The organism is Actinoplanes subglobosus, from assembly GCF_042650585.1.
Lineage (GTDB): Bacteria > Actinomycetota > Actinomycetes > Mycobacteriales > Micromonosporaceae > Actinoplanes > Actinoplanes subglobosus.
In genome coordinates, this window is the sequence record NZ_JBHSBL010000017.1 from 489,611 (window position 1) to 511,956 (window position 22,346).

The following is a 22,346-nucleotide window of genomic DNA, read 5'->3' on the forward strand; positions in this document are numbered from 1 at the left end:
CCCGGCCGTTCGTCGCGTCCGGAAGGGTGAGCTCCTTCGCACCCGGATAGCGACCGCCTCGATCTCATCGGCAACCGGGATCGGGCCGAAGTAACAGGCGAAGGGCCACGGACGGCCCACACCAGCCAAGGACGACCCAAGGACGGAACTGTCTTGATCCTCGTAACTCGTATCAACGGTGCCGTGTTCGCCCTGAACCCGGACCTGGTCGAGCGCGTCGACTGCACGCCCGACACGGTCGTCACCCTGGTGGACGGCACCAAGTACGTCATCGCCGAGTCCGTGCCCGAATTCATCGACTCGGTGCGTCACTACCGCGCCTCGCTGATCGCCCAGGCGAGCCGCATGGAGCCCGAGCCCTCGGCCCTCACCACTTCCTCGTCCTCCTCGGATGACGACCTCGACGCCAAGGTGCTCCCGCTGCACCGGAAGGAACGCTGATGGACCTCGCTAGCATCATCGGTGTGGTCGCCGGCCTGGCGATCGTCTTCACCGTCCAGATCCTGGAGGGCGGCTCACCCGCCTCCATCATCCTGCTTCCCTCGATGCTCCTGGTCTTCGGTGGCGCCTTCTGTGCCGCCATGGCCGGCGGCATCATGAAGGACGCCGGCGGCTTCGTCAATCAGCTCAAGAAGGCCTTCACCAACAAGGTCACCCCGCCGACCCAGCTGCTCGACAACGTCGTGAAGCTGGCCGAGCGGGCCCGCCGCGAGGGCCTGCTGGCCCTCGAGGACGCGGTCAAGACGGTCGAGCACCCCTTCCTCAAGCGCGGGCTGCAGCTCGCCATCGACGGCACCGACCCGGACGAGCTGCACGACATCCTGCACGCCGAGGTCGCGGCCAAGAAGAAGGCCGACAAGGCCGGCAAGAAGTTCTTCGAGAACATGGGTGGCTACGCCCCGACGATCGGCATCATCGGCACGGTCATGGGTCTGGTCCACGTGCTCGAGAACCTGGACAAGCCCGAGACGCTCGGCCACTCGATCGCCGCGGCGTTCGTCGCGACCCTCTGGGGCGTGCTCAGCGCGAACATCATCTTCCTGCCGATGGCGGCCCGGCTCGACCGGCTGGGCGCCATCGAGGCCGAGGAGATGGAGCTGGTCATCGACGGTGTCCTGGCCATCCAGGCCGGCTCGAACCCGCGCCTGGTCGCCCAGAAGCTGCGGAGCCTGCTGCCTCCGGACGAGATGAAGAAGGCCGAAGCGGCGGCCTCGAGCAAGAAGGCGGCCTGACCTAGATGAGTTCCGGCGGGGGCAAGCGTAAGCAGAAGCACGAGGAGCACGAGGAGCACGTCAACCACGAGCGCTGGCTCGTGTCGTACGCAGACATGCTGACCCTGCTGTTTGTTCTCTTCGTGGTGCTCTTCTCGATGAGTGACGTGAACCAGAAGAAGTTCGCGCAGTTGGCGCAGGGCCTGTCCCAGGGGTTCGGCTCCAAGAGCGCGGCGTTCAGCGGCAACTACGCCCCGCTGGACGGCGCCTCGAACAACGCCCAGGTCGTGCAGATCGACCCGGGCTCCAACCCCGGTGACGGCAGCTCGGGCACCGAGGGCCTGAACCAGAAGCAGAAGGAAGCGGTCGCACGGGCCGTCCAGGCCGAGGACCGCAAGAAGGCGTCGGCCAACGCGGAGAAGGCCGCCAAGGAGGCCGAGGACCTGAAGGCCATCGAACGGAGGATCGCCGACGCGCTGGCGGCACAGAAACTGCTCGGCAGCGCGAAGTTCACGATCGACCAGCGCGGCCTGATCGTCACCATCGTGACCAACGAGGTGGTCTTCGCCGGCAACCGGGCCGAGCTCCAGACCGGTGGCGAGAAGATCCTGAACGCGATCGCCCCCACCCTGGCCGAGCTGCCCAACAGCATCGAGGTCGACGGTCACACCAACCAGCTCAAGGCGCGGACCACGTTCTACCCCAGCGGCTGGGAGCTGTCGGCGGCGCGAGCCTCGACCACGGTCCGGTTCTTCACCGACCACGGTCTGCCGAAGAAGCGGCTCAGCGCGGTCGGGTTCTCCGACACCAAGCCGCTGATCGACCCGAAGGACCCGCGCTCGATCCAGATGAACCGCCGGGTGGACGTCGTCGTCCTCACCCAGCTCACCGCGGACCAGGCGGCGCTGCTGCCGTCGGCGGCCGGCGAGGACGGGAAGCTGCACACCGGCCAGACCACCGCCGAGTACGAGGCCGAGCAGAAGGCGTCGACCGAAACCACCACCACGACCACCACGCACGACTGAACTGAGGGGAGTTCGTAATGGCTGACGAGAAGGAAACGGCCGAAGCGCCGAAGAAGTCCAACAAGATGCTGATGATCGTCATCGCCCTCGTGCTGGTCATCCTGGGCGGCGGTGGAGCCGGGGCGTTCTTCATGCTCCGCGGCGACTCGGCCTCTGCCGCCGAGGAGAAGCTGGTCAAGGGTGTCGTCACCGCCGCCGAGAGCACCATCACGGTGAACCTGGCCGACGGGCACTACCTGAAGCTCGGCTTCGCGCTCCAGCAGACCGAGGACGCCGGCACCGAGGCGGTCGACCTGAGCGAGGCCTACCAGCTGGCGATCGACGAGTACACCGGTCGCAAGCTGGAGGAACTCTCCACCGCCGAGGGCCGCGAGAAGATCAAGGAAGAGCTGAAGACCAAGCTGATCGAGGCCTACACCGAAGAGAAGAAGAAGATGGTCATGGACATCTACTACACGTCCTTCGTGACCCAGTAGGACCGCCGGCCGGGCGGGTCTCCCCAGGGAGACCCGCCCATCGGCGCGAGAAGTGGATGAAAACACCGCCACGGCTCAGCGGATCGGTAAGTGAGCCGATGAGGACGACGTGACCACCGCTCAGCGATCCCCCGGCAGGATGTCACGTCGCGGCCATGGCGGAGGCCCGACCGCGTACGACTTCCGGCGTCCCATCAAGCTCTCCCGCGAGCACGTCCGTACGTTGCAGATGGTCTTCGAGTCCTATGCGCGCAGCTGCGGCACCCTCCTGACCACCCGGCTCCGGGCGGTCAGCAACGTTTCGCTGATCTCCATCGAGCAGCTGAACTACGACGAGTACGTAGCCGCGCTCGCCAATCCGACGATCATCGGCGTGGTCACCCTCGACCCGCTGCCCGGCACGGTGTTGCTGGAGATAGCCCAGTCGGCGGTGATGACCGCGATCGACCACATGCTCGGCGGCCCCGGCGGCAGTCAGCCGGAGCGGCCGCTGACCGAGGTCGAGATGCCGCTGCTGCGTGGCCTGATGGAACGGATGCTGGGCGAGCTGCGCTACGGCTTCGAGAGCATGGTGGACATCTCCCCGAAGCTCAAGGAGATCGAGTACAACGCGCAGTTCCTGCGGGCCCATGCTCCCGGTGACGCGGTCGTGGTCGCCTCCTTCGAGACCAAGATCGGGGCGGAGGAGTGCATCTCCACCCTCTGTCTGCCGTTCAACACCATCCTGCCGGTGCTGTCGCGGACCGAGACGATCGTGCTGAGCGCCGCCGAACGCGAGTCGCGCGACACCTCCCTGCGGAACCTGACGGCCGGACTTTCCGCCGCTCCGATCGACGTAGCAGTGCGATTTCAGCCCATCAGGATGCGTACCGATGACATCGTGGATCTGCGCCCCGGCGACGTGGTCCCGCTCGGACACGCGACCAGCCGGCCGCTCGAGGTGACGGTCAACGACATCGTCTTCGCTCATGCAGTCCCCGGTAATCAGGGCGCCCGGCTCGCCTGTCTCGTCGTGCCGTCGCCCAACGAGAGCTCGTCCAAGGAGTCTGGCCGCCCATGACAGCGCCCACCATGACCGCGCCGCAGCTGGCGCTAGCCCGGAACGCCGCCGAGGCCGCGCTGGCCGTCCTGCCCACCAGCCGAGCCCTGGTGGTCGGCGACCCGGTCGTGCCGGACGCCGGGACGGTGATCGACGGCCAGGCGATCACGGCGCGGTTCACCGGCGCGGCCTCCGGTGAGGTCGTCGTCGTGGTCGCTCAGGACCTGGCGGACGCCCTCCGGGAGAGCCCGCTCGGCGAGCTCGACCTCACCGCCGCCGTCCGTCCCGCACTGGAGGCCGCGGCCCGGGTCTTCGGCCCGGTGGTCCTCGACCCCGGCCAGCTGATGGAGCCGGAGGTCGCGCTCAGCGCGCTGGCCGCGAAGGAGGGTTCGGTCGCGGTTCCGCTGCGTGACGAGACCGACGTACGGGCGGTGGTGGCCCTCGCGCTGAGCCTGTGGCCCGGCGACGACCAGGGCGCGCTGAACATCTCCCAGCGGGCGGCCCCGGCCCGGAACGCCTCCGGCCGGGGCGGCCTGGACATGCTGCACGACGTCGAGATGGAGGTCTCGGCCGAGCTGGGCCGGACCCGGATGAGCGTGCGGGAACTGCTCTCGCTCACCCCGGGCGCGATCGTCGAGCTGGACCGGGCCGCCGGTAGTCCGGCCGACCTGCTGGTCAACGGCCGGTTGATCGCCCGCGGCGAGGTCGTCGTGGTGGACGAGAACTTCGGTATCCGGATCACCGAGATCGTCTCGCCGGGCGCGGAGTAACGGTCTTGATCGCGCTCACCGTGCGTGTCGTCCTCGCCCTCCTGGTCGTCCTGATGCTGATGTGGCTGCTCGCCAAGGCCGTTCGCCGGCCGTACGCGAACCGTCGTGACGGGACGCTCGCGGTGCTGACCCGCCAGCAGCTGAGCCGTGGCTCGGCGGTGGCGGTGGTGCGGGTGGCCGACCGTGCACTGGTGCTCGGGATCACCGAACAGCAGGTCAGCCTGCTGGGCGAGACGGACATCGACGCCTTCGAGACCGAGCCCGAGGAGCACCGGGATCACATGGAGGTGGAGCCCGGCGGCATGTCCGCCAAGCTGCCGGGACGGCACCCGATGAGCCTCGGCGGCCGGCTCGACGGCTCCCTGCTCTCCCCGAAGACGTGGACCTCGACCCTCGAGTTCCTGCGCGACCGGACGACGAGGCGATGACATGGTGCGGCGCGCGTATTCGCTGCTGACCCTGGTGGCGACACTGGTCCTGCTGCCGACGGCCGCCTCCGCGGCGCCCGCGCCGACACCGCCCAGCATCGACATCCAGATCAACGGTACGAACCCCGACGGCAGCCGCCCGGCCGCGTCCCTCGTGATCGTCCTCGGCCTGACGCTGCTCTCGGTGGCACCCGCCCTGTTGCTGCTGTGCACATGTTTCACCAAGGTCTTCATGGTGCTCGGCATCACCCGCAACGCGCTGGGGCTGACCACGATGCCGCCCAACCAGGTGCTCGCCGGCCTGGCCCTGTTCCTGAGCCTGTTCATCATGGGGCCGACCGTGTCGGCGATCAACGAGCAGGGCGTGCAGCCCTATCTCAAAGGGGACAAGTCCCAGTCGGAGGCGTTCAGGGACGGGGTCGAGCCGCTGCGCGAGTTCATGTACGAGGTGACCCGCGAGGACGAACTGGCGTTGCTGATCAAGGTGTCCGGTGAGGAGCGTCCGGCCAACATCCAGTCGGTGCCGCTGACCACGCTGGTGCCGGCGTTCGTGCTCTCGGAGCTGCGGGCCGCGTTCATCATCGGGTTCGTCATCTTCATCCCGTTCTTGATCATCGACCTCGTGGTGTCGGCGTCCCTGATGTCGCTGGGCATGATGATGCTGCCCCCGGTGACCGTCGCGCTGCCGTTCAAACTGCTGCTGTTCGTGCTGGTCAATGGGTGGAGCCTGGTCATCACGGCGCTGGTGGGCTCGTACTGAGACGATGAACTTCGACGTCGCCATCGCCCAGTTCCTGGCGATCATGCTGGGGGCGGTACGAACCGGCGCGTGGATGATCGTGTGTCCGCCGTTCAGCTCCAAGATGATCCCGGGGCAGGTCAAGGCGCTGCTCTCGGTCGGGCTGACGCTGCCGATGACGCCGTACCTGACCACCACGGTGCCGTCACTGGAGACCAAGGATCTGATCGCCAGCGCCGCCCTGCAGGTCTTCGTCGGCGCGGCACTCGGCTTCTTCACCGCGCTGCTCTTCGCCGCCGTCCAGGCCGCGGGTGACCTGCTCGACCTCTTCAGCGGGTTCACGCTGGCGTCGGCGTACGACCCGTTCTCGCAGAGCAGCAGCTCGATCTTCGGCCGGTTCTACAACCTGGTGGCGCTGACCCTGCTCTTCGCCGGGGACGGGCACCAGATGATCCTGCGCGGGTTCCTGCAGAGCTTCCGTACGCTCCCGCTGGACGCCACCTTCTCGACCGAGACCTTCAGCCGGCTGCTGCTGCGCGGGGTCGGCGAGATGTTCCTGGCCGCGGTCCAGATCGCCGGCCCGCTGATCGCCGTGCTGTTCCTGGCCGACGTGGCGCTCGGCCTGCTCAACCGGGTGGCGCCCGCGCTCAACGCGTTCCAGCTGGGCTTCCCGGTCAAGATCTTCCTGGTGGTGACCATGTCCGGGCTCGCCATCGCGATGTTGCCGGGCGCGCTGGACGCGCTCATCGACAAGGCCGTGACCGCGGTGGTCCGGCTCAGTGGCGGCTGATCCACGCCGAAGAGCGTGGGGAGGCCACGAGCGCGGGGAGGTGAGACGTGTCCGGCGAGAAGACCGAAGAACCCACACAACAAAAGCTGAAGAAGGCCAAGCAGGAAGGCCAGATCGGCAAGACCCCGGACCTCGGGGCCTGGGTCGGGATGCTCGCGGCGAGCATCATGCTGCCGCGCACGCTGCGCCAGGCCATGGAGCACGCCCAGGATCTGATGGCCAAGATCCCGGACACGATCATCGAACCGGACGTCGGAAAAACCCTCGCCATCCTCAAGGACGGGCTGATGAGCGCCGCCTGGGCGGTGCTGCCGCTGGCGCTGACCATGATGGCGGTCGGCATCGTCGCGGCCGGTGCCCAGGGCGGCATCCGGATCGCCACGAAGCTGTTCATTCCCAAGTTCAGCCGGCTCAATCCGTTCAGCGGCATCAAGCGTGTGTTCGGCCCGCAGGCGCTCTGGGAGGGCTTCAAGGCCCTGATCAAGACGCTCGTGCTGGGCCTGGTCCTCTGGTTCACGATGCAGGACATCGTCCCGGTGCTGATGGACGCGGGCCGGCTGCCGCTCGTCACGCTGCTCGGGGTGGTCAGTGACGCGTCGATCCAGCTGATCCGGGCGGCGGCCGCGGCCGGGATCGTGATGGCGGCGGCCGACTACTTCGTGGTGCGCCGGCGGACCAAGAAGCAGCTGCGGATGAGCAAGGAGGAGGTCAAGCAGGAGCACAAGAACACCGAGGGTGACCCGCTGATCAAGGCCCAGATCCGGGCCAAGCAGCACGCCATGGCCCGGAACCGGCAGATGGCCGACGTGCCGACCGCGGATGTCGTGGTGGTCAACCCGGTGCACGTCGCGGTGGCCTTGCGGTACGAGCCGGAGAAGGGCGCGCCCCGCGTGGTGGCGAAAGGCAAGGGGCCGCTGGCCGCGAAGATCCGGGAGATCGCGACCGAGAACCGGATCCCGATGGTCCAGGACGTCCCGCTGGCCCGGGCGCTCAACCAGAACTGCGAGATCGGCCAGGAGATCCCGGCGGAGTTCTACGGCGCGGTGGCAAAGGTGCTGGCGTTCGTGATGAGTCTGAAGGCACGTGGTGCGGCGGCCGGTTTGCACCGCAACCCGAACCCGACCCCAGCCATGGCATAACCACCGATTCCGGAGATTTCCTCACAACGCGGTGCAAGAGCAGGGAAGATCGAGACGTGGCGGTGCCACAGCGGCCTCAGTGATGGCGACGGATCGCCGAACAGAACAACGCCAGGACGGCGACGGCTGGGCCCGGATGGCCATCGACTGCCCACGCTCGGAAGGTGCCGTGAAGAACCGAAACCTAGGCAGGTTCGCCGTTCCCGTAGGGGTCGTCGGCATCATCATCATGATGGTCGTCCCCCTGCCGACCTTCCTGCTGGACATGCTGATCGCCGTGAACATCACGGCGGCCCTGCTCGTCCTGCTGATCGCCATGTTCGTGCAGAAGCCTCTCGACTTCGCCGTCTTCCCGGCATTGCTGCTGGTCATGACACTATTCCGGCTCGCCCTGAACATCAGCGCGACACGCCTGGTGCTCCGCGACGGAGACGCCGGCAAGGTGATCCACGCGTTCGGCAGCTTCGTCGTCGGCGGCAACCTGGTCATCGGCCTCGTCATCTTCACGATCCTGGTCATCGTCCAGATGATCGTGGTCACCAAGGGCGCCGAGCGGGTCGCCGAGGTCGGTGCCCGCTTCACCCTCGACGCGATGCCCGGCAAGCAGATGGCGATCGACGCCGACCTCAACGCCGGCCTGATCGACGAGGCCGAGGCGAAGAAGCGCCGGATCGAGGTGTCCTCGGAAGCCGACTTCTACGGCGCGATGGACGGTGGATCCAAGTTCGTCAAGGGCGACGCCATCGCGGCGATCATCATCACGCTGATCAACCTGATCGGCGGCTTCACGATCGGCATCCTCCAGGCCGGGATGTCGCCGGTCGACGCGATGAACCACTACAGCATGCTGAGCATCGGCGACGGCCTGGTCTCGCAGATCCCCGCACTGCTGCTGTCGGTCGCCACCGGTCTCATCGTGACCCGCTCGGCCACCTCCGGCGACATGGGCCAGACCGTCACCACCCAGCTCAGCCAGAACAAACTGGCACTGCGCATCGGCGGCGGCGCGGCGATGGCGCTCTGCATCATCCCCGGGCTGCCACCGCTGCCGTTCCTCCTGGTCGGCGCCACGGTGCTGCTGATCGCCCAGCGGGTCAAGGAGCCCGCACCCGAGCCGATCGAGAGCGGAGCGGCGGCCGAGGCGGTCGACCTGCCCGCACCCGACTCGCCGGAACAACTGCTCGGCGAGATGCGGATCGACCCGCTGGAGTTGGCCCTCGCCCCCGACCTGGTCGACCTCGTCGACGCCAGCAGCGGCGACCTGCTCGACCGGGTCCGCGCCCTGCGTCGCAAGATGGCCATGGAACTCGGCGTGATCATGCCGCCGGTCCGTACCCGGGACGACCTCGACCTGCCCCTCTCCTCGTACGCGATCCGGATCTCTGGCGTCGACGCCGGCACCGGCCAGGCGCCGCCGGGCACCGTCCTGGCCATCGGCGAAGGCCTGCAGGCACTCCCCGGCCGGGCCGGGGTCGAACCGGTCTTCGGACTGGCCGGCAAGTGGGTCCCCGCCGAACTGCACTATCAGGCCGAGATCTCCGGCGCGACGGTCGTCGACCGGGCCTCGGTGATCATCACGCATCTGGCTGAGATCGTCCGGACCAACGCGAGCCGCCTGCTCGGCCGCGAGGACGTCCGCGCGCTCTCCGAGATGGTCAAGCGAACCCACCCGGTGGTGGTGGAGGAACTGACCCCGGCCCTGCTCAGCCTCGGCCAGGTCCAGAAGGTGCTGCAGGCGCTGCTCGACGAGGGTGTGCCGATTCGCGACCTGGTCCGGATCTTCGAGGCGCTGTCGCTGCGGGCCAAGACCTCCCAGGATCACGACGGCCTGGTCGAGGCGGCGCGTGGCGCCCTCGGGCCGGCCATCGCCGCCCAGTACGCGACAGCGGGCCGGCTGACCGTGATCACGCTCGACCCGATGCTCGAGCAGGGCCTGCTCGAATCGCTGCGGCCGAGCGACACCGGTGCCTTCATGGCGATCGACGGCATGCGTGCCGAGGCGATCGTCAGCGAGGCCAGCCGGCTCGCCGAGGCCGCGGAGCAGCAGGGACTCAACCCGGTCCTGGCCTGCTCACCACAGCTGCGGCTGCCACTGATGCGACTGCTGCGAGCCGGCTCGCGCCGGGTTCAGGTGCTGTCGTACAGCGAAATCTCTGGTTCCACCGCACAGATCGAGACGATAGGGGTGGTGAACGGTGCCTACGCGGGTGCTGCTTGAGGGGCCGGCCATCGAGCCGCTGCTGGCTCAGGTCCGTGACGAGTACGGCTCGGCCGTCCGGATCATCTCCGCCGACAAGGTACGAAGTGGTGGCATCGGGGGCTTCTTCGCGAAGCAGCACTACGAGCTCTCCGTCGAGGTACCGGATCCAACCGAGGACAGTGAGGACATGGCGCAACAGACCGTCGCCGGCAACGGCACACACAACTTCGAGCGCCTGCTCGAACAGGCCGAGGCCCGCGACCGGGTGACCACCGACCGGCCGCCCGCCGCGCCCGAACGGCGGACACGCCAGGAGGGCCGGCAGGCCGGGATCGGCGACACCGGTGCCGCGTTCGCCGAGCTGATGGCCGGCCTCGACGTCGCCGGGCACCTCGGTGAGGGCCGGGCACCGTCCCGTCCCCGGGTGGCGGCCGATCCCAAGCACGCCGAGGCCCGCGAGGAGGCGCCGACGGTGCGCCCCTTCCGCCCGGCCACCGCCACCGGCTCGGCGGTCAACGCCGGCCAGCGGCCGCTGCCCGCGGCACTTCCCACCATGCCGAGCTTCCCCGAGCGGTCCGCCGCCAAGGAGCGCGAGACCCCGGAGCCCCGCGAGACCATGACACCGATCCGTGCGGCCACCGCCGCTCCCCGCTCGGTATCCCCGGCACCGTTCCGGACCGTCGAGCCGACCCCGGCGCCACCGCGCGCCGCCTTCGCCCAGCCGCCGGCACCCATGCGATCCGCGGCCGAGGTGTACGGGCTGGACGAGTCGGTGCCGGTCTCGCCCGCTCCGGCGGCGCCGCCCGCGAGCCCGGCCGCCCTGCGCTCCGGCGAACTCGACCCCGTGCAGCGGAACCTGATCACGGTCGGCATGCCCGAGTCGATGGCCCGCAAGATCACCGGCGGGGACACGTACGCCGGTGTGCTCAGCGTCCTCGCCGCCCGCCCGGCCGCCCCCGGCATCCCGGACGGCCCCGGCGAGATCCTGGTGCTGGCCGGCGAGGTGCACACGGCCGTGCCGATCGCCAAGCAGATCCTCGAGCAGCTGCACGTCGACCAGACCCATCTGCTGCTCGCCGCGCCGTCCACGGCCGGTACCGGACTGCACTCGTCCCGGCTCATCTCCAGCCGCAGTTCGGCCGAGTCTCGGGCGGAGAAGCTGCAGAGCTCCGAGCACCCGTGGGTGGTGGTGATCGAGGCGCCGGTCGGCGGGACCGACCCGTTCTGGGTCAACGACATGTGCGACGCGCTCGGCGCCACCGCGCTCTGGGCCGTCGTCGACGCCACCCGCAAGACCGCCGACTCCGCCCGCCACCTGCGCAATCTCGGCGAGGTCGAGGCGCTCGTGGTGCACAGCGTGGAACTCACCGCCGACCCCGCGTCGGTGCTCGGCCTGGACGTGCCGATCTTCTCGCTGGACGGCAAACCGGCCACCCCGCACGCCTGGGCCGCGATGCTCTGCGCCCGGATCGCGGCCGAGGTCATGCCCTCGGCGGTGGTGCCGCGCCGGGTGACCCGCTCCGGCCGCCGCTGACCCCGTCCAGCCGATGATCAAGCCGTCGGTTCTGCTGTTCGCGCTGCTGATGAGCGCGCCGGCGTTCTACCGCCTGCTCGGTGACGAGATCGACCTGATCCAGGTACTGATCCGTTTCCTCGTCGCGGTGCCGATCGCCGCCGTGCTCATGGCCGGGCTCCGATTCATCCTCGCCGGATACCGGAAGGCCGAGGAGGAGCCCCCGGCGACCGTGATGACGCCCGAGCCGTACGACAGCCCCGAACCGGGGAAGTCGACCTGACCGGCGCCGGCCCCCGCACGAGCGGGAGCCGGCGCCGTTCGCTGTCAGGCCTGCACGTCCAGCCGGCCCGATCCCGGGTCCACCCGGCGGGTGGTGACCGGCGCGGGCTCGGCGCCGACGTCCGGTCCACCACGTGCGGTGTCGGTCCGCCGGCCCAGCGAGTCGGCGAACTGTTGCCGTGCCTGCTGTTGCTGCGCGTTGCCCTGTCGCAGGTCGAGCGTGCAGTTGCCGAACCCGGAGTTCTCCAGCTCACGCCGCAGATCGTCGAGCGATGACCGGAGTGCCTCGGTGCCGGCCTCGGTCCCGCCGGACAGTTGCACGGTGATGTCGCCGTTGCGGATCTCCGCCACCACCTGCACCGGGCCCAGATCGACCGGGTGCAGCTGAACGGTCAGCCGGTGCACACCGTCCGCGTCCAGACGCAGCGGGGCGAGCCGGGAGGCCACCTGCGACGCCGGGTGCGTGGGAAGGCTCGGGGCCGGTGGGGCCGCGGCCTGCGGCTCGGCGGCCGGTGCCGCGGGCGCGGCGGCCTGCGGGCCGGTCGTCCCGGCGACTCCGGCAGCGGCCGGGTGCACCGGTGCACCCGCGTCGGCTGGTGCGTTGACCTGCGGGAACCCTGTGGGTGTGCCTCCGGTGGGTTCAGGTGCGGTCTCCGCGGTCGTGGTGGACGCGCCGGGCGTACCGCCTCCGTTGCCCTGTCCGGACCGGTCGCCCTGCCCGGCGCCGTCCTGGCCGCCGGTGTCCGGTGCCGCCTCCCCGGCCGGCACCGGCTCGGCGGCCGCCCCGGCGAACGTGTCGGCCGCCCCGGCGGACGTGTCGGCCGCCGCCGTGGCGGTCGTCTCCGGCGCGCGCAGGCTCTCCGGGCGTGGCGCGGTCGCGACCCCGGTCCCGGTGGATGCCGCGGCGGTCGCGGCCGGATCGACCGGAGATCCAGCCCCCTGCGGTACGGCCGGAGCCGCCCCCGCACCAGCCGCAGCCGTGCCCGCCTGTCCCGGGACACCGGCCGGCGCACCCGGCGCGGGAGCGGCAGCGGCAGCGGCCGTACCCTCACCGCCCGGTGCCGTCGGGCCGACGGTCGCGGTGCCGGTGGTGCTCGTCGTGGTCCCGGGCGCGGCCTGAGCAGCGGTGTCCGTGCCGGTGACGGTGGTCTGACCCGCGGGTGCCGTTCCCGTCGCCGGTGCGGCAGCCGAGCCGTCACCGGTGAGGGCCACCCGGGAGGCTTGCGGCGCCAGACCGGTGATCGCCGGGGTCGCGGCGTCCCCGGTCGTGGCGGCATCCGCCGGGACCGGCAGTTGGAGGCCCGCCATCACACCGGTCGCCATCACCGTCACCGTGCCGTCGGTTGCCTTCTCCTCGGCCTCGGTCGCCTCGGTCGCGGTCGCGGCGGCGGATTCGGTGCCGGTCACCGTGGCCTTCCCGGCCTCGGTCCCGGCGACGTCCGTGGCCTTCTCGGCCTGGGATGCGGGCCGGCCACCGCCGGTCGTCTCGCCCCTGCGCGCGGCCGGGTCCCCGGCCGCCCGGTCGACCACGGCCCGGTCCGTGGCCGCCCGGTCCGGTACCCGCTTCGAGTCCCGTCCCGCGGCCGCCCGTCGCTCCGATGCCCGATCGGTGACGGCCTGCTGGTCGGCGCGCTCGGTGGCCGCCTGCTGATCGTCCCGTTCGGCGGCCGCCCGCCGGCCGGCCCGTGCCGCGGTGTCCCGGACGGTGGCCCGCTGGTCCGCACGTTCGGCACCGGCCCGTTCGGTGGCCTCGCGCCCGGCCGCGGCCCGCGACGCGGCGGCTCGTCCGGCTACCGCCCGGGACACCGCCGCACGCTGCGCCGCCTCACGTCCGTCGACCGCCCGGGCCGCCTCGCGTCCGTCAGCGGCCCGCGCCGTCCGGTCACCGGCAGCAGCCTCCTGGGCACCGGCCGCCCGGTCCTCGGCGACCCGGGCCGCCGCCACCCGCGCGACCGCCGCCCGGGACATCGCCGCCCGGTCCGCAGCGAAACGAGCGGCGACCTGAGAGGTCGAGGCGGAGTCCCGCATTCCGGGTGGCCGGTCGGCGGCTCGCTCGTCCTGGTCACCGGGACGGCTCATCTCCGCCGACAGCGTCGACCCGAACTCCGGCCCGCCCTCCTCACGCCGTCCGCCCGGCCGTTTGGTCGTGTCGGCGCCCGGCCGACGGTCGGGACCCGTCACTGAACTCGGCATGGTCATGCTCTCCCTGCTGGATGGGGTGTCTGATCAGGGCAAGTTCTCAGCCGCCGAGTGCGGCCAGTGCCTTCTGCACCTTCGGGACGTAGGCCTGGGTCTCGGCGAACGGGGGGATTCCGTCGTACCGGTGCACGGCCCCGCCACCGGCGTTGTAGGCGGCCAGCGCCAGCGGCACCGACTTGAACTCACGCAGGTTCCTGGCGAGCAGCTTCGCCGCCCCGTTCACCGCCTGCGCCGGGTCGAACGCGTCGTCGACACCGAGCCCGCGGGCGGTCGCCGGCATCAGCTGCATGAGGCCCTGGGCACCGGCCTTGCTGACGGCCTTCGGGTTGTAGCCGGACTCGACCTTGGCGACCGCGGCGAGCAGCTTCGGCGAGACGCCGTGCCGGGCGCCGGCCTGCTCGAACAGGTTCGCGTACGGCACACCGCCGAGCCCTTCACCGGCGGTTGCGGCCCGCAGCCCGGCCGGGCGCAGCGACGACATGTCCTGCACGGCCGCCGTCGGAACGGTGTCGAGGACACGGCGGATGGCGCTCGGCGTCTCGTAGACACTCTGGATCTTGACGTGGTCACCCGGCTTCGGGGCCGCGATCATCCGGTTGCCGCCCAGGTAGATCGCCACGTGGTCGACCGGCGAATTGAACGCGAGGATGTCGCCCGGCTTGGCGTCGGCCATGCTCGCCACCGGGCGGCCGGCCTTCGCCTGCTGCCACGAGTTGCGCGGCAGCTCGACACCGAGGTCACGGTAGGCGCGCTGCACCAGGGCCGAACAGTCCAGCCCCTTGGCCGGGTCGTCGCCGCCGAAGACGTACGGCGTACCCAGATATTTCTTGGCCGCCTCGACGACATCGCCGCCGGACGGGCCGGAGGAGGGCGACCCACCGCCGGTGCCGCCGGTGGCGCCGGCGAGTGCCGAGGCGAACTTCGCGCCCGACGTGCCACCGCTCGCCGCCGGGGCCGGAGCCGGAGTGAGACCCAGCTGGTCCTGGAGTTCGGCAATGCGGGAGAGGACTCCGGTGACACCCATCATCATGCTTCGCTCCGGTTCGGGTCGTTGACGGTTCCGGCGGCGTCGCGCGCTTTCGCGGTGACGGCGAGTTCGTCGAGGGCGGCCTGATCGGTCCGCAGGTCGTGGGCCTTCACGGTGGCGGCGTGGCGTTCGGCCATCATCTCCACGGCCCGGCGCCGCTTGGCGGCGTCCGCGAGGGCGGCCAGCTTCTCCTCCTCGATCACCTCGGCGCTGGTCACCATGCGCTGGGCGTCGAACAGCCCGGCGGCCAGCGACTGCCGGGCGACCAGCGCCGCGACCATGGCCCGTGCCGACCCCTCGGACGGCGCGTCGGCGCCGACCAGGTCCAGCTTGCGGCGCTTGACCAGGTCCTCGGCCGCACGGATCTCGGCTCGGGACTGAATCACGGCGCCACGGGCGGCGTCCTCCTGTGCCTTGCGGGCGCGCAGCACGGGTGCCAGTCGGAACAGGCGGTTCAACGTGGGCCTCCTAGCGGGGCCGGTGGGCCCTCACCTAGCCGCTTCGGTCCGCCCGCCGAACCCCTGAGCCCCTGCACCGACTTCGCTACTGAGCTGCCAGGACGGCATCCCTCAAGCCCGCCGTTCGCCTGTCTTGCGCACCGCTTGCGGCCTTCGGCACGAGAGCGCGGTTGCCGGGCGCGGTGCGTGGTCCCCTCCCGGTTCGCGAGGGTCGCGGTCCACGCAAAAGGCGACAACCTTCATCTCGTACGCAAGAAACCGCCCTCAACCGCAAACCGGACCGCCCCGCCCGCGCCGCGCGAGGTCGCCGGACGGCAGGGCCGAAACGCGGGCGCCGGGCTGATGCGGTGGTCCCCGGCTGGTCCGCACCGCTGTCTCGAAGGCCCCGGGACAGCGGTGGCAGCCGGCGGGATCTCAGGTGGTGGCGATCAGGGCTCGGAGAGCGGCCCACGCGGACTCGGCGGTGGTCCGGTCGTCGAGGTCCTGGCGGAGGAAGGCGCTGATCTGTGCCCACGCCGCATTGGCCCGGTCGGCGTCGGGATTGGTGCCGGGGACGTAGGCGCCGATCTCGACGAGTTCGCGGATGTCGCGGTGCGCGGCCATGAGGCGGCGGAGTTCGGTGGCGTCGGCCCGCTGCTGCTGGTTGGTGATCTTGTTGGCGACGCGGGAGATCGAGTCGAGGGACTGGATGGCGGGGAAATGACCGGCAGTGGCCAGTTTGCGGTCCAGCACGATGTGCCCGTCGAGGATCGACCGGGCCGCGTCTGCGATCGGCTCGTTGTGGTCGTCGCCTTCGACGAGAACCGTGTAGAGACCGGTGATGCTGCCGCGGGCGCCCGGCCCGGCCCGTTCCAGCAGGGAGGCGAGCATCGCGAAGACCGACGGTGGATAGCCCCGGGTGGCCGGCGGCTCGCCGACCGACAGGCCGACCTCTCGTTGCGCCATCGCCGCACGCGTCACGCTGTCCATCATGAGGAGCACGTCGGCGCCCTCGTCCCGGTAGTACTCGGCGATCCGGGTGGCGACCGCGCCGGCCCGGAGCCGGACCAGCGGCGGCGTGTCCGACGTGGCGATCACCAGGACCGAGCGGGCCAGGCCCTCCGGACCGAGGTCGTGCTCGATGAACTCGCGGACCTCGCGGCCGCGTTCGCCGACCAGGGCGACGACGTTCAGCTCGGCCGCGGTGCCCCGGGTGATCTGGCTCATCAGGGTGGACTTGCCGACCCCGGAGCCGGCGAAGATGCCGATGCGCTGGCCCCTGCCGCACGGGACGAGGGTGTCGAGGACGCGTACCCCGAGGGACATCTGCGTTCCGACCAGTTGCCGTTCCATCGCGGACGGCGGCGTCCCGTCGATCGGCACCAGGGCACCGCGCAGCGGTGGGCCGCCGTCCATCGGGCGGCCGAGCCCGTCGAGGATGCGCCCGCGCAGGTCGGGCCCGACGGCGATGCGCAGTGGCCCGCCGGTGCTGTACGCGGGGGTGCCGGCGCCGATCCCGGCGATCGGCCCGAGCGGCATGCAGGAGAGCCGTTCGCCGTCGAGGGCGGCCACTTCGGCCAGGACCTGGTCCGGTCCGGTGCCGATGCGCAGCAGGTCGCCGACGTTGGCCTCCAGCCCGCTGACCGTCACGCGTAGCCCGACGGCGCCGGTGACCCGCCCGCTGACCAGCGGACGGGCTGCCTCGATCGCACTGCGGATGCGGTGCTGGAAGAGATCGGTCACAGACGTAGCGCCTCGCGGGCCCGGGCCACCGCCGCCGCGATGGTGGCGTCGACGGTCGCGGTGCCGGTCTCGGCGACCGCGTCCCCGGGCTGGAGTCCGGGGTCGGGGCGCAGCGTGATGCGGCGCCCCTGGAAGTCGAAGTCCGCGCCGGAGCCGGAGTCGGAGCCGGTGAGATTGCGGTAGTCGTCGGGATGCAGGGAGACGGTGACGTCGCCGTGTTCCGGTGTGGCGGTCATCGCCCGGCGCAGGGCGTCCGCTCCGCGTTCCGGGTCGTCGCGCAGGTTACGGCCGATGATCGCCTCGGCCAGTTCCCAGGCGCTGGCCAGCACGACCTCCTGCAGCTCGGTGAAGGTCGGCATGAGCTGGTCCTCGAGGCCGGTCACCGCACGGCCGAGGGCGTTCACGGCGCTGGCCAGGGCGGTGGTGCGGCGCTGCTCGTACGCCTCCTCGGCGAGCACGGCGCGTGCCGCGGCAGCCTCGTTGGCGGCCGCGGCGTCGCGCTTGCCCTGTGCCCATCCCTCGGCGTATCCGGTGGTCTGGGCCTGCTGGCGGGCCCGTTCGAGGATCTCCTCGTTGACCGGGGTCTCCTTGCGCAGGTCGATGCCGAACCGCGCGGCGGCGGCGTTCTCGGCCGCCACCCCGCGGAGCACCCGGTCAGGCGATGAGCTCATCGGCCTCGCCACCACGCTGGATCTCGATCTGACCGGAGTCCTCGAGCGTACGGATGACACTGACGATCTTGGCCTGGGACTCCTCGACCATCTTGACCTTCACCGGGCCGAGCAGGTCCATCTCCTCCAGGAGGTTCTCCCGCCCGCGTTCGGAGAGGTTCTTGGTGACCTTGTCCCGTACGCCCTCGGGAACGCCCTTGAGAGCGGTGGCCAGGTCGGCCGGCTCCACCTGGCGCAGGATGAGCTGCACCGCGCGGTCCTCCAGGTTGATGATGTCCTCGAACATGAACATCCGCCGGCGGATCTCCTCGGCCAGCTCCGGGCTGCGCGCGTCGAGCGCCTCCAGGATGAGGCGTTCGGTGGTGCGGTCGGCCCGGTTGATGATGTCGACGAGTGGCTGGAGGCCGCCGACCGTGGAGAGCTCGTCCGGCTGGAGCACGCTGGACAGCTTGCGCTGCAGGGCGCTCTCCACCTGGCGGATGATGTCCGGCGAGGTGCGGTCCATGATCGCGATACGGTGCGCGACCTCGGTCTGCACCTCCAGCGGCAGCCCGGCCAGGATCGACGAGGCCAGACCGGACGGGATGTGGGCCAGCACCAGCGCGATCGTCTGCGGGTGCTCGTACTGGACGTAGGAGAGCAGCTGCCGGGGGTCGGCGTGGCTGAGGAAGTTGAACGGGATGTCGTTCATCGACGCTTCGAGCCGTTCCAGGATGAGCGCCGCCCGCTCCTTGCCGAGCGACGCCTCCAGCAGCTCCCTGGCGTACTCCATGCCACCCGACCCGGCGTATCGGGTGGTGGCCATGGCGTAGAACTCGTCCATGACGTCGTCGACCTGGACGGGGTCGAGCTTGCCCAGCCGAGCCACTTCGGCGGACACCATCTCGACCTCTTTGTCGGTCATGTTCGCCATGACCTGCGCCGCGTGCTCCCTGCCGAACTGAACCAGCATGATCGCGGCCTTGCGCACTCCGGTCATGGAGAGCGTGGTGAGCGCCGGTGTAGTCAACTGTTGCTCCTGGGGTTCAGCGGTTGCTCTCGTCGGCGGAGATCCAGCTGCGGATCAGGGACGCCGTCTCGTCCGGCTTCTCCCGGACCAGGTCCTCGATCTCACGATGACGCTCCTCCCGCGCTTCGTCCGTCTTATCGGCGACGTCCGGAAGCTCCAGCATGTGTGCGGTGGTGACGTCGATCTCAGCCGCCCGCTGCGCCTCGAGTGCGGCCTGCATCTCCTCGAGGTGCCGGCGCTCCTCCTCGGTGAGCTGCTGCTGACGCTTCTTGGCGCGACGGTTGGCCCGCCAGGCCAGCATGACCAGCATCAGCACCACGAACAGCAGGGCACCGGTCTGGATCAGCTTGGTCTGTTTCGCGGTCTTCTCGGCCGCGGCCGCCGCGGCGAGCTCGTCCTTCGCCGCCTGGGCCTGAGTGGTGTCGAACGGCATCGAGGCCACCGCGATGGTGTCGCCCCGGGTCGGGTCGATACCGGCCGCGGCGCTGAGCAACTGCTGCACCTCGGTCGGGTTGATCGCGCCGGCCACCGTGCTGTCCAGCAGGACCGAGACGTTGAGGCGCTCGATGCTGCCCGGCGCGTTGCGGCGGACCTCCTCCACCTCGTTGAAGCGGCGGGTACGCGTCTCGTCCTTCTGCTGGTACTGACCGTTGCCGGTGCCGTTGGGCACCTGGATGTTGTCCGGCCCCAGTACGCCACCGTTGCCGACGCCGCTGCCGGTGTAGGTCTCGCTCTTGAGGTTCTCCGTCTCGGCCGGCATGGCCGGGTCGGTGCTGTACTTCTTGCTCCGCGTCTCGGTCTGGTCGAAGTCCAGGATCGGGGTGGTGGTGACCACCGAGTGGCCCGGGCCGACCAGGTTGTCGAGCATCCGCTGGAGTGAGTTGTTCAGACGGTTCTGGAACGCCACGGTCTGCTGCTCGGTGCCGCTGTCAGCTCCGGTGGCACCGACCGTGTTGCCGCCGCCGGTGGAGAGCATCCGGCCGTCCGAGCCGGCGACGGTGACCTGGGTCGGGTCGAGTCCTTCGACGCTCGACGCGACCAGGTGCACGATCGACTGCACCTGCTGCTGGTCGAGCGGGTTGCTCGCCTTCGAGGCGACCAGCACCGACGCGGTCGGCTGGGTCTGGTCGTCGGTGAAGATGTCCTCTTTCGGCATCACCAGGTGGACCGTCGCGGCCTCGACGCCGTCGATCGACTTGATGGTGTTGGCCAGTTCGCCCTCGAGTGCCCGCTGGTAGTTGGCGTGCTGCATGAAGTCGCTGGTGGTGATGCCCTGCTGGTCCAGCAGCGAGTAGCCGGTGCCCTCGTCGTTGGGCAGGCCCTCGCCGGAGAGCTGGAGGCGGAGCTCGTTCACCTGCTCGCGCGGCACCATGATCGTCTGACCGTCGTTGGCCAGCTCGTACTGGGTGCCGGACTTCTGCAGCGACTCGACGATCGCGCTGGCGTCCTTGGTGGACAGATTGTTGAACAGGATCTGATACGACGGCTTCGCCGCCCAGGTGGCGAAGAAGTAGCCGCCGACGGCGAGCGCGAGAACCGCGAAAACGGTGACAGCCTTCTGTCCCGGCGTGAAGGACCTGAAGGTGTCCGTGATGCGGCGTACCGGAGCGGGAAGGCGGTCGGTCATGTCAGGCCTGCATCCTCATGATCTCTTGGAAGGCCTCGACGGCCTTGTTGCGGATCGCCATGGTCAGCTGGAGGCCGAGGGCGGCCTCGGTGGACGCCATCGTGTACTGCGCCGGGTCGGCCAGCCGGCCGTCGGCGACCTGTACGGCCAGGTCAGCGGCCTTGGCCTGAGAGGCCTGCACGTTCTCGATGCCCTTGGCGAGCATTCCGGCGAAGTCGGCGTTGGGACCCTGCGGGGCCTGCGGCTCGGATGACCCCAGCATGCCGCCGAGGCCGTTGAGGCCGCCGAGCCCGACACCACGGTCGCTGAGCCCGCCGATGGCGGAGAAGCCACCGATGGGGCTGATCGGTGCGGACAAGAGGATCACTTCCCGAGGTTGATCGCGGCGGTGTACGAGTCGCGAGCCCGGTCCACCACGGCGAGGTTCGCCTGGTAGGAACGCTGGGCCATCATGAGCTGGGCCATCTGGTTGCCCATGTCGATGTCCGGGCGGCGGACGTAGCCCTCGGCGTCGGCGAGGGGGTTCTCCGGCTCGTAGGCCAGGATGCCCTCGGCGCTACCGAAGTGGACACCGGCGACCTCGGCACCGTTACCGTCCTGCGCGGAACGCGCCGCGACATACCGGGCCTGGAAGGCGTTCTCGCTGGTCCGGGTGGTGGTGTTGATGTTCGCGAGGTTGTCGGCCACCGCGTCCAGCCACTTCCGGTAGACCGTGACGCCGCTACCCGCGATTCCGATGGCGTTGAAGGTACTCATCGTCAGGCCCCCTTGATGGCTTCGCGCAGCAGGCTGTACTTGCCGTCCATCGCCCGGATGGCGAGCTGGTAGCGCATCGTGGTGTCGATGTGCGACAGCGTCTCCTCGTCGAGGTTGACGTTGTTGCCGTTGAGCCGGGTCGGCTCCAGCGACGTCAGCACACTCGGGGATACCCCGGCGGGTGATTCGCCGCGGGCGACGGCGCTCTGCAGCGCGTCCTCGAACTTGACCTTACGGGCCCGGTAGCCGGGGGTCTCGATGTTGGCGATGTTGTTGGCGATGGCCTGCTGCCGTGCCGCCAGGCCGGCGACGGCGACGCGCAGTGCTGACGACGAACGATCGTCGAACAAGGTTGCTCCTCAGTCGTTCGAGGTAGCCCGTCCTTGGCTTTTCGGTTGAGCGATCCGTGCTCGTACCCTGCAATTCGGCGTGCGCGCTGATCCGCTGAGCGCCAAGCGGTTGCCGGAAGGTTGCACGCGAAAAGGTCCCGGACCCCGCGTGGGGGTCCGGGACCTGTCGGGTCTCGGCGTTACATGGCGCAGTCCAGATAGATGGGGCGTTTGACCGCCTCGCCGGTCTCGATCCGGGAGGTCATCGCCATCTGCTGACGGTTCGCCGTGAGCCGCCGGGCGATCTCCTGCGCCGCCGCCAGCTGACGGGTGAGGATCCCGTCGGCACGCGGCTTGAGGTCCAGCGGCAGCGCGCCGAGTTCGGTCGGCGGGCGCCACAGGTCGGACGGCGGGGTCTCGGCGATGCGGCGTTCGTCGGCCAGCATCGTCTCGACCGCGAGCACGTCCATCTCCAGGTCGTCGAGCGCCGCGGTCCAGGCGGACCGCCAGTCCACGGCGTTCGACGGGCCGGCGCTCATGTCGAGGCCGAGGCGGCGTCGCGCCACGCGTCGCGCAGCGGTTCCAGAAGGGCACGGCAGCCGGCCACCCGGTCGGCGTCCCGCTTGATGTTCGCCCCGATCAGCTCGGTGAGGACGAAGCCGTACAGGCTGGCCAGACCGGGCGCGCCGTCCCAGGCCTCCAGGTCGAGCGTGACCCGGAGTTCCAGGACGATCTCCTGGGCGTGGGTGATCTTCTCGTTGGCCAGTACACGGTCGTCGTTGCGGAGCGCCTCCTCGCCGTGCATCAGGTCGAGGATCAGCCGGTCGTACAGCATGATCAGAAGCCGGGCCGGCGAGGCCGTGTTGATCGAGTCCTGCAGATAGCGGTCGCGGAGATGGGGCGCGCTCATGGGTCTCCCTCGGTCAGGGGCGGTCG

The 22,346-nt window shown here is 70.2% G+C and carries 25 protein-coding genes; 13 read left to right on the forward strand and 12 right to left on the reverse strand.

The features are described from left to right. Positions 1 to 153 precede the first annotated feature (153 nt). The 13 genes from ACFO0C_RS20175 to ACFO0C_RS20235 all read left to right on the forward strand — a co-directional run bounded on the left by ACFO0C_RS20175 (position 154) and on the right by ACFO0C_RS20235 (position 11,613). Positions 154 to 441: a flagellar FlbD family protein gene (locus ACFO0C_RS20175; protein WP_093619563.1), complete on the forward strand. Its 288-nt coding sequence runs from the start codon at positions 154 to 156 to the stop codon at positions 439 to 441. Further along, positions 441 to 1,232, forward strand: coding sequence for a flagellar motor protein (locus tag ACFO0C_RS20180; protein WP_378068184.1), 792 nt, complete (start codon positions 441 to 443; stop codon positions 1,230 to 1,232). Before ACFO0C_RS20175 ends, ACFO0C_RS20180 begins: the two co-directional genes overlap by 1 nt. Positions 1,233 to 1,237: 5 nt before the next feature. Then, entirely contained in the window at positions 1,238 to 2,236 is a 999-nt protein-coding gene (locus ACFO0C_RS20185; protein ID WP_378068185.1) for a flagellar motor protein MotB, read from the forward strand. Positions 2,237 to 2,253: 17 nt separating this feature from the next. Further along, positions 2,254 to 2,712: a flagellar basal body-associated FliL family protein gene (locus tag ACFO0C_RS20190; protein ID WP_378068186.1), complete on the forward strand. Its 459-nt coding sequence runs from the start codon at positions 2,254 to 2,256 to the stop codon at positions 2,710 to 2,712. 109 nt (positions 2,713 to 2,821) lie between these two features. Beyond that, positions 2,822 to 3,772 (forward strand): flagellar motor switch protein FliM, encoded by a 951-nt coding sequence (locus ACFO0C_RS20195; RefSeq protein WP_378068187.1) that lies wholly within the window; start codon positions 2,822 to 2,824, stop codon positions 3,770 to 3,772. Beyond that, a complete protein-coding gene (fliN, locus tag ACFO0C_RS20200; protein WP_378068188.1) occupies positions 3,769 to 4,521 on the forward strand; it encodes a flagellar motor switch protein FliN in 753 nt (250 codons plus the stop codon). The genes ACFO0C_RS20195 and fliN overlap by 4 nt, the downstream gene beginning before the upstream one ends. A 5-nt stretch (positions 4,522 to 4,526) precedes the next feature. Further along, positions 4,527 to 4,949, forward strand: a complete 423-nt coding sequence (locus ACFO0C_RS20205; RefSeq protein ID WP_378068189.1) for a flagellar biosynthetic protein FliO — start codon at positions 4,527 to 4,529, stop codon at positions 4,947 to 4,949. 1 nt (position 4,950) lies between these two features. Continuing rightward, positions 4,951 to 5,709 (forward strand): flagellar type III secretion system pore protein FliP, encoded by a 759-nt coding sequence (gene fliP, locus ACFO0C_RS20210; RefSeq protein WP_378068190.1) that lies wholly within the window; start codon positions 4,951 to 4,953, stop codon positions 5,707 to 5,709. Positions 5,710 to 5,713: 4 nt separating this feature from the next. Then, positions 5,714 to 6,478: a flagellar biosynthetic protein FliR gene (gene fliR, locus ACFO0C_RS20215; protein WP_378068191.1), complete on the forward strand. Its 765-nt coding sequence runs from the start codon at positions 5,714 to 5,716 to the stop codon at positions 6,476 to 6,478. Between the two features lie 47 nt (positions 6,479 to 6,525). Further along, positions 6,526 to 7,617: an EscU/YscU/HrcU family type III secretion system export apparatus switch protein gene (locus ACFO0C_RS20220; protein ID WP_378068192.1), complete on the forward strand. Its 1,092-nt coding sequence runs from the start codon at positions 6,526 to 6,528 to the stop codon at positions 7,615 to 7,617. Positions 7,618 to 7,849: 232 nt separating this feature from the next. Beyond that, the gene (locus ACFO0C_RS20225) at positions 7,850 to 9,835 is read left to right on the forward strand and encodes a flagellar biosynthesis protein FlhA (RefSeq protein WP_378068193.1); all 1,986 of its coding nucleotides are present in this window, start codon (positions 7,850 to 7,852) and stop codon (positions 9,833 to 9,835) included. Then, positions 9,825 to 11,351, forward strand: coding sequence for a hypothetical protein (locus ACFO0C_RS20230; RefSeq protein WP_378068194.1), 1,527 nt, complete (start codon positions 9,825 to 9,827; stop codon positions 11,349 to 11,351). Before ACFO0C_RS20225 ends, ACFO0C_RS20230 begins: the two co-directional genes overlap by 11 nt. Positions 11,352 to 11,364: 13 nt before the next feature. Then, complete coding sequence (locus tag ACFO0C_RS20235; RefSeq protein ID WP_378068195.1) at positions 11,365 to 11,613, forward strand: hypothetical protein; 249 nt, start codon at positions 11,365 to 11,367, stop codon at positions 11,611 to 11,613. A 44-nt stretch (positions 11,614 to 11,657) separates the two neighbouring features. Here ACFO0C_RS20235 and ACFO0C_RS20240 read toward each other — a convergent pair whose 3' ends face one another. The 12 genes from ACFO0C_RS20240 to fliS all read right to left on the reverse strand — a co-directional run bounded on the left by ACFO0C_RS20240 (position 11,658) and on the right by fliS (position 22,320). Next, positions 11,658 to 13,805 carry a flagellar hook-length control protein FliK gene (locus tag ACFO0C_RS20240; protein WP_378068196.1) on the reverse strand — a complete coding sequence of 716 codons (2,148 nt, stop codon included), beginning with the start codon at positions 13,803 to 13,805 and terminating at the stop codon, positions 11,658 to 11,660. 46 nt (positions 13,806 to 13,851) lie between these two features. Continuing rightward, on the reverse strand, positions 13,852 to 14,841 hold the full coding sequence (locus ACFO0C_RS20245; RefSeq protein ID WP_378068197.1) for a transglycosylase SLT domain-containing protein: 990 nt from the start codon (positions 14,839 to 14,841) through the stop codon (positions 13,852 to 13,854). Continuing rightward, a complete protein-coding gene (locus ACFO0C_RS20250; RefSeq protein ID WP_378068198.1) occupies positions 14,838 to 15,296 on the reverse strand; it encodes a cell envelope biogenesis protein TolA in 459 nt (152 codons plus the stop codon). The genes ACFO0C_RS20245 and ACFO0C_RS20250 overlap by 4 nt, the downstream gene beginning before the upstream one ends. Before the next feature lie 414 nt (positions 15,297 to 15,710). After that, the gene (locus tag ACFO0C_RS20255; RefSeq protein ID WP_378068199.1) at positions 15,711 to 17,018 is read right to left on the reverse strand and encodes a FliI/YscN family ATPase; all 1,308 of its coding nucleotides are present in this window, start codon (positions 17,016 to 17,018) and stop codon (positions 15,711 to 15,713) included. Continuing rightward, on the reverse strand, positions 17,015 to 17,689 hold the full coding sequence (locus ACFO0C_RS20260; protein WP_378068200.1) for a FliH/SctL family protein: 675 nt from the start codon (positions 17,687 to 17,689) through the stop codon (positions 17,015 to 17,017). Before ACFO0C_RS20260 ends, ACFO0C_RS20255 begins: the two co-directional genes overlap by 4 nt. Then, on the reverse strand, positions 17,673 to 18,698 hold the full coding sequence (gene fliG / locus ACFO0C_RS20265) for a flagellar motor switch protein FliG (protein WP_378068201.1): 1,026 nt from the start codon (positions 18,696 to 18,698) through the stop codon (positions 17,673 to 17,675). The genes ACFO0C_RS20260 and fliG overlap by 17 nt, the downstream gene beginning before the upstream one ends. 16 nt (positions 18,699 to 18,714) lie before the next feature. Further along, positions 18,715 to 20,325, reverse strand: coding sequence for a flagellar basal-body MS-ring/collar protein FliF (fliF, locus tag ACFO0C_RS20270; protein ID WP_378068202.1), 1,611 nt, complete (start codon positions 20,323 to 20,325; stop codon positions 18,715 to 18,717). 1 nt (position 20,326) lies between these two features. Further along, positions 20,327 to 20,692 (reverse strand): flagellar hook-basal body complex protein FliE, encoded by a 366-nt coding sequence (locus ACFO0C_RS20275; RefSeq protein WP_378068203.1) that lies wholly within the window; start codon positions 20,690 to 20,692, stop codon positions 20,327 to 20,329. Then, positions 20,689 to 21,081, reverse strand: coding sequence for a flagellar basal body rod protein FlgC (locus tag ACFO0C_RS20280; protein ID WP_378068204.1), 393 nt, complete (start codon positions 21,079 to 21,081; stop codon positions 20,689 to 20,691). Before ACFO0C_RS20280 ends, ACFO0C_RS20275 begins: the two co-directional genes overlap by 4 nt. Before the next feature lie 2 nt (positions 21,082 to 21,083). After that, on the reverse strand, positions 21,084 to 21,431 hold the full coding sequence (locus ACFO0C_RS20285) for a flagellar basal body rod protein FlgB (protein WP_378068205.1): 348 nt from the start codon (positions 21,429 to 21,431) through the stop codon (positions 21,084 to 21,086). 179 nt (positions 21,432 to 21,610) lie between these two features. Beyond that, complete coding sequence (locus ACFO0C_RS20290; RefSeq protein ID WP_378068206.1) at positions 21,611 to 21,976, reverse strand: hypothetical protein; 366 nt, start codon at positions 21,974 to 21,976, stop codon at positions 21,611 to 21,613. After that, complete coding sequence (gene fliS / locus ACFO0C_RS20295; RefSeq protein ID WP_378068207.1) at positions 21,946 to 22,320, reverse strand: flagellar export chaperone FliS; 375 nt, start codon at positions 22,318 to 22,320, stop codon at positions 21,946 to 21,948. The genes ACFO0C_RS20290 and fliS overlap by 31 nt, the downstream gene beginning before the upstream one ends. Positions 22,321 to 22,346: the final 26 nt, after the last annotated feature.

Bases quoted from the DNA above. Each gene is read 5' to 3' on its own strand.
- ACFO0C_RS20180 (WP_378068184.1), top strand. From the start codon at position 441: ATGGACCTCGCTAGCATCATCGGTGTGGTCGCCGGCCTGGCGATCGTC.
- ACFO0C_RS20185 (WP_378068185.1), top strand. From the start codon at position 1,238: ATGAGTTCCGGCGGGGGCAAGCGTAAGCAGAAGCACGAGGAGCACGAG.
- ACFO0C_RS20190 (WP_378068186.1), top strand. From the start codon at position 2,254: ATGGCTGACGAGAAGGAAACGGCCGAAGCGCCGAAGAAGTCCAACAAG.
- fliN (WP_378068188.1), top strand. From the start codon at position 3,769: ATGACAGCGCCCACCATGACCGCGCCGCAGCTGGCGCTAGCCCGGAAC.
- fliP (WP_378068190.1), top strand. From the start codon at position 4,951: ATGGTGCGGCGCGCGTATTCGCTGCTGACCCTGGTGGCGACACTGGTC.
- fliR (WP_378068191.1), top strand. From the start codon at position 5,714: ATGAACTTCGACGTCGCCATCGCCCAGTTCCTGGCGATCATGCTGGGG.
- ACFO0C_RS20225 (WP_378068193.1), top strand. From the start codon at position 7,850: ATGGTCGTCCCCCTGCCGACCTTCCTGCTGGACATGCTGATCGCCGTG.
- ACFO0C_RS20235 (WP_378068195.1), top strand. From the start codon at position 11,365: ATGATCAAGCCGTCGGTTCTGCTGTTCGCGCTGCTGATGAGCGCGCCG.
- ACFO0C_RS20240 (WP_378068196.1), bottom strand. From the start codon at position 13,805: ATGCCGAGTTCAGTGACGGGTCCCGACCGTCGGCCGGGCGCCGACACG.
- ACFO0C_RS20245 (WP_378068197.1), bottom strand. From the start codon at position 14,841: ATGATGATGGGTGTCACCGGAGTCCTCTCCCGCATTGCCGAACTCCAG.
- ACFO0C_RS20260 (WP_378068200.1), bottom strand. From the start codon at position 17,689: ATGAGCTCATCGCCTGACCGGGTGCTCCGCGGGGTGGCGGCCGAGAAC.
- fliF (WP_378068202.1), bottom strand. From the start codon at position 20,325: ATGACCGACCGCCTTCCCGCTCCGGTACGCCGCATCACGGACACCTTC.
- ACFO0C_RS20280 (WP_378068204.1), bottom strand. From the start codon at position 21,081: ATGAGTACCTTCAACGCCATCGGAATCGCGGGTAGCGGCGTCACGGTC.
- fliS (WP_378068207.1), bottom strand. From the start codon at position 22,320: ATGAGCGCGCCCCATCTCCGCGACCGCTATCTGCAGGACTCGATCAAC.